This is a genomic window from Virgibacillus salinus (genome assembly GCF_900102415.1).
Classification (GTDB): domain Bacteria; phylum Bacillota; class Bacilli; order Bacillales; family Amphibacillaceae; genus Lentibacillus; species Lentibacillus subterraneus.
Map to the genome: position 1 here is coordinate 1,184,682 of NZ_FNKD01000001.1, position 16,652 is coordinate 1,201,333.

The following is a 16,652-nucleotide window of genomic DNA, read 5'->3' on the forward strand; positions in this document are numbered from 1 at the left end:
AGGAGGATAATATGAATAATACGGTGGAAGATAAACGAACTGTTCAAGACCTGACGGCTGCCAAAACCAAAGTTCTGGTTGAATTGGGGCAGGAAGTCTATTTAGCTTATCGACGTGGTGACAAATTTACGTCAATCTTAGATGAGAAAGGTGAGCTTTTAAAAGAGCTGGATAAAAAAATTCATTCGATTATAAGTCAGAAGAAACCGGAAGCAGTCGATATGATGGAATGCTCATGTGGTGCTGCACTTACAGAGGATGATTTATTCTGCCAGCAATGCGGTAAAAAGACAGATATGCCTGATATTGATTATGAAGAAACTTCATTATGCTACCGTTGTGATAATGAAGTTCCAGCTAACGCTAAATATTGTAATGTTTGTGGTGTGAAGATATAGTAAAAAGCCTACTCAATAAATTGAATAGGCTATATACTATTTCACAGCTTTCAGTAATTCAGTTACTTTTCCCACGGTAAAGGCGCTACCACCTTGTTTTTCTGTGTTTTCAATCATCATCGATATTAGTATGTCCTGATTTTTAGTCGGATAGCCCACAAACCAGCCATTTTCTGGACCAGATTCCTCACCTGATTTCTTAAGTTCGGCTGTTCCAGTCTTACCAGAGATCGCTAAGTCGTCAATATGTGCACCTTTAGCTGTTCCATTTGGTGCGGCAACCACATTACGAAGTGCTTCTTGGATAAGTGTGGCTTGCTCACCGGTTATCAATTTTTCCTGCCAAACCTGGCTTTTTTCTGCATCGGCAAGGATTGTAGGCTTAAGCAGGTTACCTTTATTTAAAAAAGGAGTATAAGCCATAGCCAAATGGAGTGCGCTCATCTGGATTTCTCCTTGCCCGTAACTTGTATCAGCAAGTAAAACCTCATCATTAAGTTTTCCATTGGATGAAATAGTCGATGTTTCAATCGGATATTCAAATGGAAAGTCTTTAGCAAACCCAAATTGCTGTAACCCATTCACATATTTTTCGCTACCCATTTCTACTGCCTTCTTAGCAAAATAGATATTATCTGAGCGAACCAGTGCATTTGTAACATCTACAGGTCCATTAGACTCTGATACACGGCGAACTTGATAATTTCCCCAGCCTTCACCATTGCTCCATGTTAGACCATTAATTTCGATGCCTTCACCAGGAATAATACTTTCATTATTTAGCCCGATAGCCGCAGTTACCGGTTTAAACGTAGATCCAGGTGCATAGGTAGATGTGAAGCGATTTAATAATGGTTGCTTAGGATTATTTTGTAATTCATCTCGTCTTGATTGAGAGATTCCAAATCCCATTTCATTAGAATTAAATGAAGGACTGCTCACTAATGCCAATGTTTCTCCTGTTTTTGGATGAATTGCAGCTGCTGTTCCAGCTTTGCCATCATAGCTTTCATAGATTTTCATTTGTAAATCAGCATCAATTGTAGTTACGACATCTTCACCATTTTTAACTGGTTTCTCAGCCAGGATAGTATCTTCTTCATTTTCTTTCGATACAGTTATTTCAACGCCTGCTTCGCCACGAAGTTTGTCTTCATATAGTAACTCAAGACCGCGTTTACCAATGATGTCGTTAGCACTGTAGGCACCAGAGTCCATTTCCTCCAACTCTTCCGCAGTTACGGGACCTGTGAACCCGACAAGGTGGCCTAATGATTCACCATACGGATAAACACGGCCGGTTACTTTACGCTCGGTTACGCCACTAACTTCCCATAACTGATTAAGCGTTTGTTCTGCTGATTTAGGTACTTTTTTAAGTGGAACAAATAAATCTGGTTCCACCCACCCAGCATCTAGGTTTTTATTTATCGATTCAATAGACATTCCCAATAAGTCAGAGATCTTCTGTTTTGCTTTTTCAGGATTAGAACCTAATTTTCCTGGAACGATGCCGACGTTATGAACGGTATCATTTAAGGCTAGTGGCAATTGATTCCGATCGAGTATTTCACCCCGTTCAGGTTTTATATTGGATAGACCAATTTCACCACCATCTTTTATTGCTGGGAAGATAAAGCCTGGGTCCCATTTTACAAACCAATTAGCATTTTCTTCTTCTCCTTCTACAATAAGTGTTGCTTTATAATCAAATGTAATAGGGCCTGCAATGGTTTCCATTTCGACTGTGAAAGGAAATTGAGCTGTTCCTTTTTCCATTGCTGTTTCCATTTTTTCTTCAGATAATTTGTCATACGTAATGTTTAGATTATCAATGTTTAAATCTTCATAAATATTTTTATATCGTTCAACATAGTCTTCTTTCGCATATTTTTCAGTTGAAGTAGTAGTACTCATATTGTACATCTCGTTAAATTCCTGCTCATTCCAATGTTTCACATATTGATCAAAGCGATCTTGTGGTGTTACCTCATCATTAGAACACGCAGCAACAAGAACTAACAATACAATAGGAATTAAAGCGATTATTTTTTTCATAATGACCCCCTCAATCTTCTATAAACTCTAAATTAATCATACCACTTTCCATATACAAAAACATGTATATAAAAGCAAAAAGCCATCATTGGATGACTTACTTCGCTTTCATGTGCTCTTGTATTTCAGTTTGAACACGGTTCATTTCCTCATCGGGAACAATATAGTACCAAATATTTTCAATCATTTGACCACTGCCACTTATCTCCATAGTATCGATGTTGTTTCGTGTTTGACGATAATCTGAAAACAGTGTTTGCATTTGATCCATGTTAAGGTCGGTTTTTACATTACCCCCAAGAATTCCTAGAATGTCAGTAATTTTCGTAATGCTTGAGAAACTGGCAGCTTCACCGATAGCGGCTTTAATAACACTACGCTGGCGTTCATTACGCCCGATGTCTCCTCTTGGGTCACCTTTACGCATGCGAATGTATTTTAGTGCTTCTTCACCGTTCAGGTTAATTTCACCTGTAGGGAAGTCTACTCCACCCTGTGAAAATGCACGGTCATTGGTAATCGTTACGCCACCTAAAGCATCAATACCTTGCTTGAAACCTTCCATATTAACTTTCACATAAAAATGTATGGGCACATCAAAATTATTCTCCACAGTTTGTACGGATAAACCGACACCTCCGAACGCATAAGCATGATTGATTTTATCCATTCCGCGGTCAGGAATATCAACGTACGTATCACGAGGTATACTCAACATTTTCATTGAATTTATTTGAGGATTTAATGACATTAATATCATTGTATCTGAACGGCCTTTATCATTTTCCCGTTCGTCTACTCCAAGTAATAGAATATTTATGGAGTTGTTTTTATTAAAAAGTGAATTAAGTTCTTTTTGGCGATCCGGATTTTCATCCCGTGCAAGTGGTTCATGCATAACATCAACGGTATCTCCGACCTTATCGTAAATATAGAATAGATAAGTACCAACAATTAATAGTAAAGCGACAATGACACCGCCTACCCAATATGGCCATTTACGTTTCTTTTTTTCATTTCGTTTTTCAATTCTTGAATCCACAAGTTATTCTCCTCTGTCGTTTCAGAAATAAAATAATCAAATATAAGATAAATTATATCGAAACAAGTCATTTTAGTCTATTATTCTTTTATAATTGGTAAAGCTGTGATGACGTAGCGTTCTGGTGAGTTGCCAACAAATGAGAATGGATAACACGTCGTCATGGTCAATACTTCTTCTGGTGATGTTGAAACAATTATTGAGCGGTCTTCTGCATCAACAATCTCTGTGTTTACAATTTCATAGGAAAAGCTACCATATTCTAATTGTAACGTTAATGTGTCACCAAGTTCTAGTTCTCCCATTCTGCGAAACACTGTGTCACGGTGACCTGATAAGACAATTTGATCATTTTGCGTTGGAAATGCTGTACCTGCATAATGGCCAACTCCTTTTTCAAGTTCATCTTCGTCAGTTCCTTCTACAATGGGCAAATCTGCATCAAGTTGTGGTATATGTAATATTCCTACAGTTTCTCCAATAGAATGAGAAATGTTCTCCACTATAGTAGTAGACGTTTTTGCGGTGTCAGATGTTTCATAATTTTGTTCTGCGATTATAGTTTGAGCTTCTTCAAGACTATTTTCTTGTGCATGTTTTGTTCCGAGCCATTGGTATCCTCCAATTGATATGGTAACAAAACCTATTGCTAATAGTACTAAAGCGAGCTTCTTCATTTTTGCCTCCATTAAAAGATGACTTATATTGAATATAAGCCTATATCGAAAAGTTTTCAATAGCAGAAATGATTCAAATGACCTATATCGATAAAATATTTTCGGAAAATTACAAAACTAGTTGAATTATGACAAAACAAGACACCCAAAAACCCCCATAAATATAGTATAGTAGTCATTATAAAATGATGGTTCCTCAGAAAATAGCAAACTTATTGAAAAATGGGGGCGCAAAGTCACGGGTCTAAAGCTTTATAGCTATGGCGGCTGGACTGCCTGGGAATTTAAATGGGGGACGATAGGGATGATAAATGTAAAAAAGAACAGAGAGATTGATTATGAGTGGCTGGAACTGATGAAAGAGGCGAAAACTATCGGGTTAACTTTGGAGGAGGTTAGGTTGTTTTTGGCAGGAATTAAACAAAATGAATAAATAATTAAAAAAATTCTTGTGCTTTATATAGAACCATACACCTTTTTGTGTTATAATTTTTTTGAAAGAAGGTGTATTACTTGATCGGTGAAAAAATAAAGCAACTACGTCAAGAAAAAAAGATGTCGATTTCTGAACTCGCAGATAAAGCTGGTGTAGCCAAATCCTATTTAAGCTCTATTGAACGAAGCCTTCAAACTAATCCATCGATCCAGTTTATTGAAAAAATTAGTTCAGTACTGGGAGTCCCAGTGAATGAGTTAATATTAGAAGATAAATGGAAAGAGACAGAGGAACAATTAGATGGCGAGTGGTTGAAAATTGTTCAGGAAGCAATGGATTCGGGTGTCTCAAAAGAGCAATTTAAAGAGTACCTTGAGTTTACTAAGTGGCGAAAAGAACAGGATAAATAAGTGCTGACCGTAAAGCTAATGGCTTGCGGTTTTTTATTTTGCAAACAGAAATACTTTTTTACAGCTTAAGTGCAACAATGAGGTTTTATAAGAATCCCTTTTAACGATAAGTCGATGTAAGCAACAGATTATATAAAAATTTCATGTAACAAACGGATTGTTCAATCGTTTAATTATATAGAAGGGGGCGGGAGTTGATTGAAAAAAACCATATTTACAGATTTGTTTGAGGCATATCAACTTCCGCTGTACCGTTATTTATTGCAGATGAGCCGAAATAAACAGGTTGCTGAAGAGCTTTTGCAGGAGACGTTTTATCGGGCGATGATTTCGTTAGAAGTGAAAAATATGGCACAGGCAAAAGCGTGGCTTTTTAAGGTAGCTCGTAACCTTTACATCGATTGGACAAGAAAGTCGAAGTCAGAACAGCGTATGGTGGAACGAATTCAACTGGAACGTGCTGACATAGATAGTATCGGAAATCCTGAGGCGCAGTTAGAGAACCTTACGAAACAGGAACATATTGAAGAAGTTCTTTGTCGTTTGCCTGAACGAATGCGTACCATTCTTTACATACGTGAAATTCAAGGTTTTACATATCAGGAAGTGGCTACGGCTATGAATCTATCACTTAGTCAGGTTAAAACAACGCTGTTCCGTGCGAGGAAAAAGTTTCGGTATTATGATCAGCTGCTGAAGGGAGAATGTTCAGATGAAAGATGATAATGTTTTGGAAGGTTGGGAAGAGAAAGACCAAGCTAATTTAGATAAAAAGAGCGCGAGAAGGATGGTGTGGCGAACAAGACTATCAATTGGATTTACTGTTATTAGAACAATTCTGCTTATTTTTCTGATTTATATAGCTTATATGATTCCTGTGGGCATGTATTATGATATGTCAGGCAAACAAGCAGAATTTGACAGGCTTGTAACAACTCTTGTTGAAACAAGGTATTCTGGAGTGGAAGTTAACCATAGGTATAGTGCGCATGCGGAAATTAATTCTTTCCTGACACAGTCAACTACATTAAAGCTTTACCGTAATGTCGGGGAGTGGGATGTGGTTATTGGTGAAGTTCAAGCGGAAAAGCATTTGTTTGGCAAGGTGAGTTACTCGTTAAATTTTGATGAAAAATATTTATATGAGAACAAAGTCCGCAATTTTGCCATACCACCGAAGATACTAGGAAGGGAAAGTTCGAATGCAGAGTCAGGGAGTAAAGAACATTTGAGAAAGCAGCTAACGAAAATAGATGAAGGTCATGTTGCCCAAGCGCAATTTTCTGTAAAAACACCAATGAAATCCAGAGCATTATTAGATAAGCTAGAAGCATATGACATCCAGGTTTACCGCATGCCAGTTTATGGTGGCGAGTTAACAGAATTTGAGACATCTAGCCATGGAAGTGGTCAATTAACATTTGTCCAGTCCCTATTGCTAAGGCCTCAAATTACTTATGATGATAAGAACAGGCATTCATCCTCTGTTAGTCCTCTTAATAAAGTAACGATAGAACAATCAATTGATCAATTTTACGAGGATATTAAGTGGCTTACTGAAAATGGGAATTACAGTGGTAAAGATATTGATCAAAAGCGTCTGAAGTATTTACGGGAAAATGGAATAAAGGTATATGGTGCTGTCGTGACTGGGCCAATTCGTGAGATTGAAAAATTACTGGATGAGGAACAATTCCATCAGTTTTACTTAGGCGGAGTTGAAGTGTGGAACTGGTATGAGAATTAAGGTGAATTTATTATGAAAAAATATTTCTTTTGGCTGCTTCCGATTAGTTGGATGGGGATAATTTATTATTCCTCAGCACAGCCTTATGAAGATCAGGATGTTAAGCCGCTTTTGACAAATATGGTTGATTTATCCTTTTTAACGCCTTTCGTTGATTGGATATCTTTTACCTATCATCATTCAGAGGTAAGTGTCGCAGTATTGGGGACAGCGGGTTTCGTTGAGTTCTTCCTGCGAAAAGGCGCACATGTTGGAGTATTCTTTGTGCTGATGTGTTTATTTTATATCGCTTTGAACAGATCATGTGATATGAAGTTCCGTTCACTTATTACAATATCGTTTTGCTTAACAGTTGCATATGCTGGATTAGACGAATTCCATCAAGGGTTCACAGCTAATCGAACACCGTATTTAGGTGATGTTGTTCTGGATGGAGTCGGCGCTGCATTAGCCACTATATGTTTAATGTTGGTTAAATGGAAAACAGCCACAAAATAAATCCTGATACGAATATTTTATAGAAAACTTGACTTATCGCCAAGCCATAATGGTGAAAGCTCTAGTTGCACTTATTTGTACTTCCTTAACTGCTAAAAAAAGTCTAGTATCCGACATCATTCGACAACATAACTGTTTTAAACATGGTATAATAGTCTTGCATTTTGACAAAAGGCGGTATAAAAATGGTAGAGCAGGAACGATATAAAAATATGCTGAAAAGGATGATAGACGAAACGGAGAATTTGAAATTTCAATCATCCGAGGAACTGATACAGGCGTTAATCCAAGAATTAACAAATGGAAAAACGAATACGAACAAAGTGTCAAATTGAATCTATAAACTACATTGCTATTTTAGCGAATGTAGTTTTTCTTTTAAGGGTTGATTCAATTTCATATTCAAAAATCAAGCAGTAAAACCAATCTATTTGTAAATGTGCTAGGCTTGTTGATTTCCGTTGCAGGCGGGCGCTTTCCTCAGACATGGCTTGATCCTCCTCGTGCTATCGCAAATGAATTTATAATAAGCCTTTTAATTTTTAGCGGACACAGGAGACGCTATTTCTTTAAAAAATCGTCTTTTCGAAGTTATCCGGACACAGAAGCCCTTATTTTACATATATCATGCTTAATAGAGGGGATTTGTAACAAATAAGGTCCCTGATGTCCGCAAAACCTGTATGAAGTGAAAACACCTCTCTAATTCGATTACAAATCCAATCCATTTACATGATAGCTGGCGGCAGCACACTCGGCAGCCATGTTGGTTCTTAACTGCATAAGTGCAACTAAGCTTATCTATATTAAGGATTCGATAAGGCAAGTTTTCTAATAGTGGTTGGTTTCTAGACAGGTGCATTATTGGTATGCTACCTTAAAGATTAGCAAATACAAAGGGCTGATGAATATATGAAGCGTTCGTTATTTATAAAAAATGCCACTATATTTACTGAATCAGAAGGCATTGTTAAAGGTTCAATACTTTTAGAGGATAGTAAAATAAAAGAAATACATAATAAAGTGAAAGCAACACCTCCAGAAAATGCGCAAATCATCGATGGGCAAGGATTAAATCTTATACCCGGATTCATCGATGGACACATTCATGGTGCGGCAGGCGCAGACGTGATGGATTCAACTGAGGAAGCATTGGATACGATGGCAGAAGTTTTACCAAAAGAAGGTACGACCAGTTTTTTAGCAACAACTATTACACAATCCCCTGAAAGTATTGATGATGCTTTACGAAATGTAGCGGAATATACATCTAAGTGTGGACAAGCGGAAGTTATGGGTGTTCATCTTGAAGGCCCCTTTATTGAAAAAAGTAAAAAAGGTGCACAGCCACTTGAATATATTATGAAGCCGGATATTGGGCAGTTTAAAAAATGGCAACAGTTGTCAGGGAATAAAATTAAAACAATTACACTTGCCCCTGAACATGATGAGGATGGCACATTTATTAGGTCCCTATACGAGTCAGGTGTAAACGTTTCAGCAGGGCATACAGGGATAGGATTTGAAGGAATGAAAACAGCGGTTGATCATGGGGTTCGTCAGGTAACACACATCTGTAATGCAATGACAGGGATACATCATCGTGATATAGGTGTCGTAGGTGCTGCATTTCAACTGGAAGAATTACGTGCTGAGTTAATTGCTGATGGAATTCATGTATCACCCGAAATGCTTCAGCTCATTTATTCAAATATGGGAAGTGAACGTTTAATTCTGATTACGGATGCAATGCGCGCAAAATGCTTGCATTCTGGTGCATATGAGTTAGGCGGACAACCTGTGAATGTAACAGAGGACCGAGCTGTTCTCGGTGATGGGACACTTGCTGGGAGTATACTAAAAATGTATCAAGGTGCCCAGCAAATGCTTCAATTAAAGGATGTATCAATTAAGAATGTGATTGAAATGGCTTCTTCCAATCCGGCAAAACAACTGGGTATTTTTGACAAAAAAGGGAGCGTTAAAGTTGGAAAGGATGCAGATCTTTTACTCGTAGATGATGATTTACAGATTAAATATACGATTTGCCGCGGAGAAATTGCGCACAAGGAGGAATAGACTGAATGGAAATTGTTAAAGTGAGAAATTATGATGAGATGAGCGAGAAGGCTTGTGATCTAATAGTTGAGAAGGTAAATAAACTGGATAATCCTGTATTGGGCCTTGCGACTGGTTCAACTCCAGAGGGAATGTACCAGCAGATGATTGATTCATATCAAAAAAATAAGGTTTCTTTTACAAAAACGACAACTTTTAACTTAGATGAATATGTTGGTCTGGCAGGAAACAACCCTAATAGTTATCGTTTTTACATGAATGAAAAGTTGTTTAATCATATTGACTTACCTGACAATCGTGCTTTTTTGCCTACCGGTGATTCCGATGATCTGCAAAAGGAATGTCGGGATTATGAAACATTAATGTATAAAGCTGAGTACATCGATGTACAGGTCTTGGGATTAGGCTTGAATGGTCATATTGGATTTAATGAGCCTGGAACTGCTTTTGACAGTCGTACACATATTGTAGATTTGGATGAGACTACCCGTAAAGCTAATGCCCGCTTTTTTGACTCATTGAATGATGTGCCAGAAAGAGCCATCACGATGGGCATTGAAACAATTATGGAGAGTAAAAAAATACTTCTGCTAGTCTCTGGTGAAAAGAAGGCAGAAGCTGTTTACAGACTGGTATATGGTGAAACTTCTGAGGAATTCCCGGCATCCATACTCCAGAAGCATGAAAATGTCATACTGATTGCAGATGAAGGGGCACTGTCAAAGCTTTGAGACAATGCCCCTTTTTCCACCTGAAATAGAGGATTTCAACTGTACTAAACATCAGTCTCCACATATGCTGTTCCTTTTGATTCAAATGTAGCTTGATTGCTAGTGAGATCAGTAATCCATTCACGGAAGTTCGTTTCTTCGCCATCTCTCACATATACAAGAAATTCCACTTGTTCAAGATAATTAATGGAATCTAAAACATGATCAGAGTTACGTAAAACATTTTCCAGTTTGCCTAGTAAGGAATAGCTAATAACAATGGACAGGCCTTGCATTAGTTTACGTTCCACTACTCCAGCAGCAGCTATTGCTTGCGATGTAGTACTGCCATATGCTCGGATTAAGCCGCCAGCTCCGAGTTTTACACCACCAAAGTATCTAGTCACAACGATAACAGTGTCTTTTAAGTTCTGTTTTTTTAACACTTCCAGCATGGGTACACCTGCAGTACCACTAGGTTCACCATCATCATTGGCTTTTTGTATTTGATTATTCTCACCAATCATGTATGCTGAACAATTATGGTTTGCGTCATGGTGCTTTTTTTTAATTTCCTGAATAAAGGATTGAGCAACTTCTTCTGTTTCTACTCGCTTTACATAGCCAATAAAACGTGACTTTTGAACGACTAGCTGATAGATTCCTTCATTTTTTACGGTAAAATAATTCGATAACATCTTGCTTTTAACCTCCTGACAATCCATTATTATAAGTAGGGATATAATTTGACCTATAATTAAAGGATAAACTTTCCTTAAAGTATGCTAAAAGACCCTATAAAAAAAATAATTCATTTCGAATAATTATATCATAGGTTGGTGGAACAAGATGGTTCAAAAAATGGAAGAGAAAGCATTGGATTATGTTATCGATGAAATGATTGATGTTGTTCAAAAAAGTAAAGATGAAATTTTTAACATAAGCGAAGAAGCCCGAGACGAGCATGAAAATTTACTTAGAGAATTAAAAGAAACGAAAGAAAAAGTCATCGAGCATATAAATGATGGGGACGCATTGGAACAGAAGGTGAAGTATTCCAGACAGCGGCTTTCCGAGGTGAGTAAGTACTTTGATCGCCATTCGGAGAGTGAAATACGAGCAGTTTATGAAAACACACACATGATGCAAACAGAGCTTGCTATGCTACGCCAAGAAGAGAAAGGGCTACGCGATCGCCGAGATGATCTCGAGCGACGCTTACTTACATTGGATCAAACCATCGAGCGTGCTGAAGGATTAGCTAGTAAAATATCAGTTATTCTCACTTATCTAAATGACGATTTTAAACAAGTTAATGAAATGATTGAAGAGGCTAAAGAAAAGCAGGAGTTTGGCTTGAAAATCATTGAAGCCCAAGAAGATGAACGTCGGAAAATATCCAGGGAAATTCACGATGGACCCGCACAGATGCTGGCAAACATCTTGCTCCGTTCAGAGTTAGTGGATCGCACATTTCGTGAGGGAACGGTTGACGATGCGTTAAAAGAAATTAAAAGTGTGCGAAAAATGATTCGTTCATCTTTATATGAAGTAAGACGCATTATTTATGATTTGCGCCCAATGGCGTTGGATGATTTAGGACTAATACCTACAATAAAAAAATATGTTGCTACAATTGCCGATTATAATGATACAGAAATCGAGTTTTCATCGATGGGCTTTCAAAAACGATTAAATCAAAAATACGAGATTGCTTTTTTTCGGTTAGTACAGGAATCCATTCAGAATGCCATTAAGCATGCAGATGCTACTTTGATAAAGGTGAAGTTAGAGGTTGGAACTAAGGATTTACTAATGGTAATTAATGATAACGGTAAAGGTTTCGATCCAGCATTAAAACGAGATAAATCGTTTGGATTAATTGGCATGAGGGAACGTGTCGAAATGTTGAATGGTAAGCTGACAATAAACTCTACAATTGGTGAAGGCACAAAAATTATGATTAAAGTTCCATATGAACTTTCATGAAAAGATTTACTAATTTCAAACTATTCAAGTATAATAGATTTAAACCGATATAAAAATAAAGTACGAAATCAGACTACCATTGAAACGTAATAGGGTATATATAAATAAATAGCTATTAATCTAGGAGGAACAAAATCGATGAATATGAAACAAACAAAAATTGTATTAATTGATGACCACAAATTATTTCGTGAAGGTGTAAAGCGAATCCTTGAATTTGAACAATTATTTGAGGTTGTTGCAGAGGGTGATGATGGTCTTGTTGCTTCTTCTTTAGTTAAAGAACACAATCCTGATGTTGTATTGATGGATATCAATATGCCTACAATGAATGGTGTACAGGCAACTGCAGATCTCGTGAGACATTTTCCAAACACGAATGTTATTATACTTTCCATTCATGATGATGAAAGCTATGTTACGCATGCATTGAAAACAGGTGCACAAGGATATTTACTGAAGGAAATGGACTCAGATTCGTTAATCGAAGCTATTAAAGTAGTTAGTGAAGGGGGTTCCTACCTCCATCCGAAAGTGACCCACAACCTAGTCCAGGAATATCGTCGCCTAGCTCAAGAAAATGTTTCTAATGTGGCAGAAAATGCTATCGAGTATCATAAACCGCTTCATCTGCTTACAAGACGAGAGTGTGAAGTATTGCAGCTTCTTGCAGATGGGAAAAGTAATCGAGCTGTTGCGGAAACATTATACATTAGTGAAAAGACGGTGAAAAACCATGTCAGTAACATTCTGCAGAAAATGAGCGTAAACGACCGAACGCAGGCAGTTGTATCAGCAATTCGCAAGGGTTGGGTAGAAGTACAATATTAGTATTTGTTCCTTTATTTTGATAGATATCTATACTCTGTTGCTTTTTAAGTAACAGAGTATTTTTTTGCCTTAAAAGACAGTATAATTGCTTTCTTATTGTATAAGTAAAATAAGAATTTCGTTATTAAATTTTGGCAATAAGTTAAGTTTTCTAATGTTTTTATATTTCTGATGCAAATTTATTTTCCTTCATGTAAAATAAATTATAGTACAAGTTAGAAGAGGAGAAGGTAGACAATGAAAGTCGCTGTAATGACTGATAGTACGGCATATATATCTGATTCACTGAAAGATAAGCATAATATTCATGTCGTCCCGTTAAGTGTCATGTTTGAAAATACAACGTACCGTGAGTCAATTGATATTACAACAAATGAATTTTACCAGAAGGTCAAGGAATCGGAGAGCCTGCCAAAAACCTCACAGCCTTCAATCGGGGCTGTTGCAGATAAATTCGAAGAACTTGCTAAGGATTACGATGCAGTTATAGCCATCCATTTATCGAGTGGAATTAGTGGGACATACCAAACTGTTGTCAGTGGCGGAGAGATGGCTAAAGGAATAGAGGTTTATCCGTTTGATTCGGAGCTCAGCGCCATGGCACAGGGTTTTTATGTGCTGGAAGCGGCAGAAATGGCTGAGGCTGGAAAAGCACCCGAAGAAATTATGCATCGTCTTGAAGAAATTAAACAAAGTATTCGGGCATATTTTATGGTGGATGATTTAAGTCATTTGCAGCGCGGTGGTCGTTTAAATGGCGCACAGGCAATCGTTGGAAGTTTACTGCAGGTTAAACCAGTTCTTCATTTTTTTGATAAAAAGATCGTTCCTTTTGAAAAAATCCGCACACGAAAAAAGGCATTAAATCGAATTATTGGTATGCTTGAGGATGATGCTAAGCAAGGTAAAAACCTAAAGGTAGCTTTCATTCACGCTAATGATGAGCAAGGCGCAATTGATTTAAAAAATAGTATGGATTCTATGTATCCAAATATTGATAGTACGATAAGCTACTTCGGTCCTGTAATCGGCACACACCTTGGTGAAGGTGCCATTGGCGTTAGTTGGTATAAGAAATAATAATTTATTTCATAGCTGCCAGTCTCCCCGACTGGTAGGCTCTTATTCCGCTTTATCCTCTAAAGAAGGAGTGTTAGTCCATGTTTTACAACCCCGACAATGAATCTATCAACCGCTATTCAGGAAAACTTTTATTAAGAAGAGAAATCCCTGTAGATGAAGCCACATTTAAGCAACTTCTTCATAGTTCTTTCTTCACACCTAGGTCTTCGATAAAAAAGAAATATTATCAATATCAGTGTCAGCGATGTGGTAACTGTAAACGGTCTTTATTCGGTAGTATCCCCTGTAACAATTGCGAAAAAACACATTTATATTGCCGAAAATGCATTGAAATGGGACGTGTAATGGAATGTGAACCGTTATATGAATGGACTGGTCCAAAGGTTAAATGGCCTGCTCATATTAACGCATGTACATGGAAAGGAGAACTAACAGAAGTACAGCAAAAGGCTGCGGACCGTATTACAGAAGCAATTTGCAATAAAGAGAATGAATTACTTGTATGGGCTGTTTGTGGTGCAGGTAAGACAGAAATGCTTTTTCCAGGAATCGCCGAGTCGTTAAAGCGTGGTAAGCGTATTTGTGTCGCTACACCACGAACAGATGTCGTACGTGAATTGCTGCCAAGGCTACGTGAAGCTTTTTCAGGTACCTATGTCCAAGGTCTTTATGGTGGTAGCCGTGAGACTGATGGAGCAGCTCAACTCGTAATTGCAACAACACACCAGCTGTTACGGTTTAAGAATGCCTTTGATGTCATCATCATTGATGAGATTGATGCATTTCCATATCATGCCGATAAATCCCTTTCGTATGCTGCTAATCGTTCAAAAAGAGAAGATTCAAATACGACCATTTATCTAACTGCAACTCCACGACAGAAACATCAAATTCTAATTGCCCGCAAGAAACTCCAGCATATATTCGTTCCAAGTCGTTTTCATGGCTATCCATTGCCAGTACCTGCTTTTCATATGTGCTATTCTTTGCAAAAGGATATGAAAAGCTTCCAGCCCCCAAAACCTTTTTTCAAATGGTATGCTCACCGGAAAACTCCAAATCACCAATTATTAATCTTTGTACCAACAATTATACTCGCAGAAAAACTGTACAGGAACCTGCTACAAATACTAGATGATAATGTAGTCGCTGTTCATGCATCTGACAGTAATCGCGAAGAAAAAATCCGGCAATTTAGAAATAAACAAATTAGGATATTAGTTACAACAACTATTTTGGAGCGTGGTGTGACGTTTCCAGCGGTTGATGTGGTGGTATTTGATGCGGGCCATACAGTCTTTGATGAGGCAGCGCTAGTTCAAATAGCAGGAAGAGCAGGCAGAAGTCCTAAGGATCCGACAGGGGAAGTGGTCTTTTTTCATAATGGTAAAACAGAAGCAATGGTACAAGCGGTCCGTTCCATTCAAACGATGAACAAACGGGGAGGTTTTCGTTAAGATGAATTGTCTATGGTGTGATGCTGAAATTATTCCCGAAATAAATTGGGAAAACTTGTTTACTTTATCCAAACCGAAGAATTTATGTTCAGATTGTGAGAAGAAGTTCTCTATATTGGAAGGAAAGCGATGCAGAAAATGCAGCCGCATTAGTGAAGAGCCATTTTGTTTAGATTGCAAAAGATGGGACGTACATGGGGAAAATGACGATCCACTAGTATTGAATTTCTCGGTTTTTAATTATAACGAGCAGATGCAGGATATGATCTCAAGGTGGAAATATCGTGGGGATTATTGTATTGGTAATTCTTTTAAAAGGTATTATACAAAAGCATTTGATCAGGAATTTACTTATTTACCAAAAGATACAATTGCTGTTCCAATCCCTTTAAGCGATGAGCGTATGAAGGAACGAGGGTTTAACCAGTCGCTGCAGCTCGCAAGTTTCTTATCACTAGAAACTTGCGAATTGCTTACCCGTGTCCATGGTGAAAAACAATCCAAAAAAACACGAAAAGAACGTATCTCGACGTTGAATCCATTTAAAATAATGAAAACTATAAACAAACCAGTCATTCTTACCGATGATATATATACAACAGGGTCTACGTTGCGTCATGCTGCATCGCTATTAAAGGAGAAGGGATGCCCAACAGTTTATGCCCTGACACTAGTTCGTGGGTAGCGGATGGTGTTATTATATAATAGGGGGGGAGTTACAATGGCTGAACTAGCAAATTGCTCTCGCTGCCAGGCGGTTTTTGTGAAAACTATTCGAGATGTTTGTCAATCATGCTATAAAGAAGAAGAAAGAGCATTTGAAACAGTATACCGTTTTTTAAGTGTACGAAAAAACAGAGAAGCAACGATGATGGAGATTGTTAAGGCTACAGAGGTGAATGAAAATCTCATTATTAAATTCATTAAAGAAAAGCGATTGCGAACATCACAGTTTCCAAAATTAGCCTATCCATGTGAACGATGTGACGTTGATATAATTCATGGAAGATTGTGCGGCGATTGTTCTGATGATATTAAAAGTGGTTTAGAGTATTATGATAAAATGGAAAGTCAAGCAAACGAGAAGGAAGAAAAGGCAAATATTTACTATACATATGAGAACCGTAAAAAATAATCGCATATAGCTTTAAGAAACATAAAATCTGCCGATATAAAAAGTAAGATATAAATATACATGAAATGATAATATAATGAATTGTAACCGAAAAAATGAGGT

20 protein-coding genes and 1 riboswitch are annotated in these 16,652 nt (G+C 37.5%); of the genes, 15 read left to right on the forward strand and 5 right to left on the reverse strand.

Features of this window, described 5'->3' with window-relative positions; genetic code table 11:
• Positions 1-11 precede the first annotated feature (11 nt).
• Entirely contained in the window at positions 12-398 is a 387-nt protein-coding gene (locus BLS02_RS05530) for a zinc ribbon domain-containing protein (protein ID WP_092491945.1), read from the forward strand.
• A gap of 36 nt (positions 399-434) precedes the next feature.
• Here the strand turns inward: BLS02_RS05530 and BLS02_RS05535 are convergent, their stop codons facing one another.
• The 3 genes from BLS02_RS05535 to BLS02_RS05545 form a co-directional block, all read right to left on the reverse strand.
• Positions 435-2,456 carry a penicillin-binding transpeptidase domain-containing protein gene (locus BLS02_RS05535; protein ID WP_092491946.1) on the reverse strand — a complete coding sequence of 674 codons (2,022 nt, stop codon included), beginning with the start codon at positions 2,454-2,456 and terminating at the stop codon, positions 435-437.
• Positions 2,457-2,553: 97 nt separating this feature from the next.
• On the reverse strand, positions 2,554-3,498 hold the full coding sequence (locus tag BLS02_RS05540; RefSeq protein ID WP_092491947.1) for an LCP family glycopolymer transferase: 945 nt from the start codon (positions 3,496-3,498) through the stop codon (positions 2,554-2,556).
• A gap of 80 nt (positions 3,499-3,578) precedes the next feature.
• Positions 3,579-4,175 carry a class D sortase gene (locus tag BLS02_RS05545; RefSeq protein ID WP_092491948.1) on the reverse strand — a complete coding sequence of 199 codons (597 nt, stop codon included), beginning with the start codon at positions 4,173-4,175 and terminating at the stop codon, positions 3,579-3,581.
• Between the two features lie 195 nt (positions 4,176-4,370).
• A riboswitch (cyclic di-GMP riboswitch) is annotated at positions 4,371-4,455 on the forward strand.
• 24 nt (positions 4,456-4,479) lie between these two features.
• Between BLS02_RS05545 and BLS02_RS05550 the strand changes: the two genes are divergently transcribed.
• The 6 genes from BLS02_RS05550 to BLS02_RS18895 all read left to right on the forward strand — a co-directional run bounded on the left by BLS02_RS05550 (position 4,480) and on the right by BLS02_RS18895 (position 7,601).
• Positions 4,480-4,608 (forward strand): anti-repressor SinI family protein, encoded by a 129-nt coding sequence (locus BLS02_RS05550; RefSeq protein WP_092491949.1) that lies wholly within the window; start codon positions 4,480-4,482, stop codon positions 4,606-4,608.
• An 80-nt stretch (positions 4,609-4,688) separates the two neighbouring features.
• Positions 4,689-5,021 carry a helix-turn-helix domain-containing protein gene (locus BLS02_RS05555; RefSeq protein ID WP_092491950.1) on the forward strand — a complete coding sequence of 111 codons (333 nt, stop codon included), beginning with the start codon at positions 4,689-4,691 and terminating at the stop codon, positions 5,019-5,021.
• A gap of 198 nt (positions 5,022-5,219) precedes the next feature.
• On the forward strand, positions 5,220-5,744 hold the full coding sequence (locus tag BLS02_RS05560) for an RNA polymerase sigma factor (RefSeq protein WP_092491951.1): 525 nt from the start codon (positions 5,220-5,222) through the stop codon (positions 5,742-5,744).
• Complete coding sequence (locus BLS02_RS05565; protein WP_092491952.1) at positions 5,734-6,768, forward strand: anti sigma factor C-terminal domain-containing protein; 1,035 nt, start codon at positions 5,734-5,736, stop codon at positions 6,766-6,768. The genes BLS02_RS05560 and BLS02_RS05565 overlap by 11 nt, the downstream gene beginning before the upstream one ends.
• Before the next feature lie 12 nt (positions 6,769-6,780).
• Entirely contained in the window at positions 6,781-7,266 is a 486-nt protein-coding gene (locus tag BLS02_RS05570) for a VanZ family protein (RefSeq protein WP_092491953.1), read from the forward strand.
• A 185-nt stretch (positions 7,267-7,451) separates the two neighbouring features.
• Positions 7,452-7,601, forward strand: a complete 150-nt coding sequence (locus BLS02_RS18895) for a hypothetical protein (RefSeq protein WP_175559440.1) — start codon at positions 7,452-7,454, stop codon at positions 7,599-7,601.
• A 9-nt stretch (positions 7,602-7,610) separates the two neighbouring features.
• Here the strand turns inward: BLS02_RS18895 and BLS02_RS18900 are convergent, their stop codons facing one another.
• Positions 7,611-7,754, reverse strand: a complete 144-nt coding sequence (locus tag BLS02_RS18900) for a hypothetical protein (RefSeq protein ID WP_175559441.1) — start codon at positions 7,752-7,754, stop codon at positions 7,611-7,613.
• 424 nt (positions 7,755-8,178) lie between these two features.
• On the opposite strand from BLS02_RS18900, the gene nagA reads away from it, so the two are divergent.
• A complete protein-coding gene (gene nagA / locus BLS02_RS05575) occupies positions 8,179-9,345 on the forward strand; it encodes an N-acetylglucosamine-6-phosphate deacetylase (RefSeq protein WP_092491954.1) in 1,167 nt (388 codons plus the stop codon).
• Positions 9,346-9,350: 5 nt separating this feature from the next.
• Entirely contained in the window at positions 9,351-10,076 is a 726-nt protein-coding gene (gene nagB / locus BLS02_RS05580) for a glucosamine-6-phosphate deaminase (protein ID WP_092491955.1), read from the forward strand.
• A 44-nt stretch (positions 10,077-10,120) separates the two neighbouring features.
• On the opposite strand, the gene BLS02_RS05585 is transcribed toward nagB, so the two are convergent.
• Positions 10,121-10,753 (reverse strand): YigZ family protein, encoded by a 633-nt coding sequence (locus BLS02_RS05585; RefSeq protein WP_092491956.1) that lies wholly within the window; start codon positions 10,751-10,753, stop codon positions 10,121-10,123.
• Positions 10,754-10,904: 151 nt separating this feature from the next.
• Here BLS02_RS05585 and BLS02_RS05590 point away from each other — a divergent pair, with 151 nt between their 5' ends.
• From BLS02_RS05590 to BLS02_RS05615, 6 genes are all read left to right on the forward strand, one after another.
• Positions 10,905-12,044 (forward strand): sensor histidine kinase, encoded by a 1,140-nt coding sequence (locus tag BLS02_RS05590; protein ID WP_092491957.1) that lies wholly within the window; start codon positions 10,905-10,907, stop codon positions 12,042-12,044.
• Between the two features lie 138 nt (positions 12,045-12,182).
• Positions 12,183-12,875 carry a response regulator gene (locus tag BLS02_RS05595; protein ID WP_092491958.1) on the forward strand — a complete coding sequence of 231 codons (693 nt, stop codon included), beginning with the start codon at positions 12,183-12,185 and terminating at the stop codon, positions 12,873-12,875.
• 237 nt (positions 12,876-13,112) lie between these two features.
• Complete coding sequence (locus BLS02_RS05600) at positions 13,113-13,955, forward strand: DegV family protein (protein WP_092491959.1); 843 nt, start codon at positions 13,113-13,115, stop codon at positions 13,953-13,955.
• Between the two features lie 347 nt (positions 13,956-14,302).
• Complete coding sequence (locus BLS02_RS05605) at positions 14,303-15,415, forward strand: ATP-dependent helicase ComFA (RefSeq protein WP_254788731.1); 1,113 nt, start codon at positions 14,303-14,305, stop codon at positions 15,413-15,415.
• 1 nt (position 15,416) lies between these two features.
• Positions 15,417-16,100: a ComF family protein gene (locus tag BLS02_RS05610; RefSeq protein WP_092491961.1), complete on the forward strand. Its 684-nt coding sequence runs from the start codon at positions 15,417-15,419 to the stop codon at positions 16,098-16,100.
• A 36-nt stretch (positions 16,101-16,136) separates the two neighbouring features.
• Positions 16,137-16,550, forward strand: a complete 414-nt coding sequence (locus BLS02_RS05615; RefSeq protein WP_092491962.1) for a TIGR03826 family flagellar region protein — start codon at positions 16,137-16,139, stop codon at positions 16,548-16,550.
• Positions 16,551-16,652 lie beyond the last annotated feature (102 nt).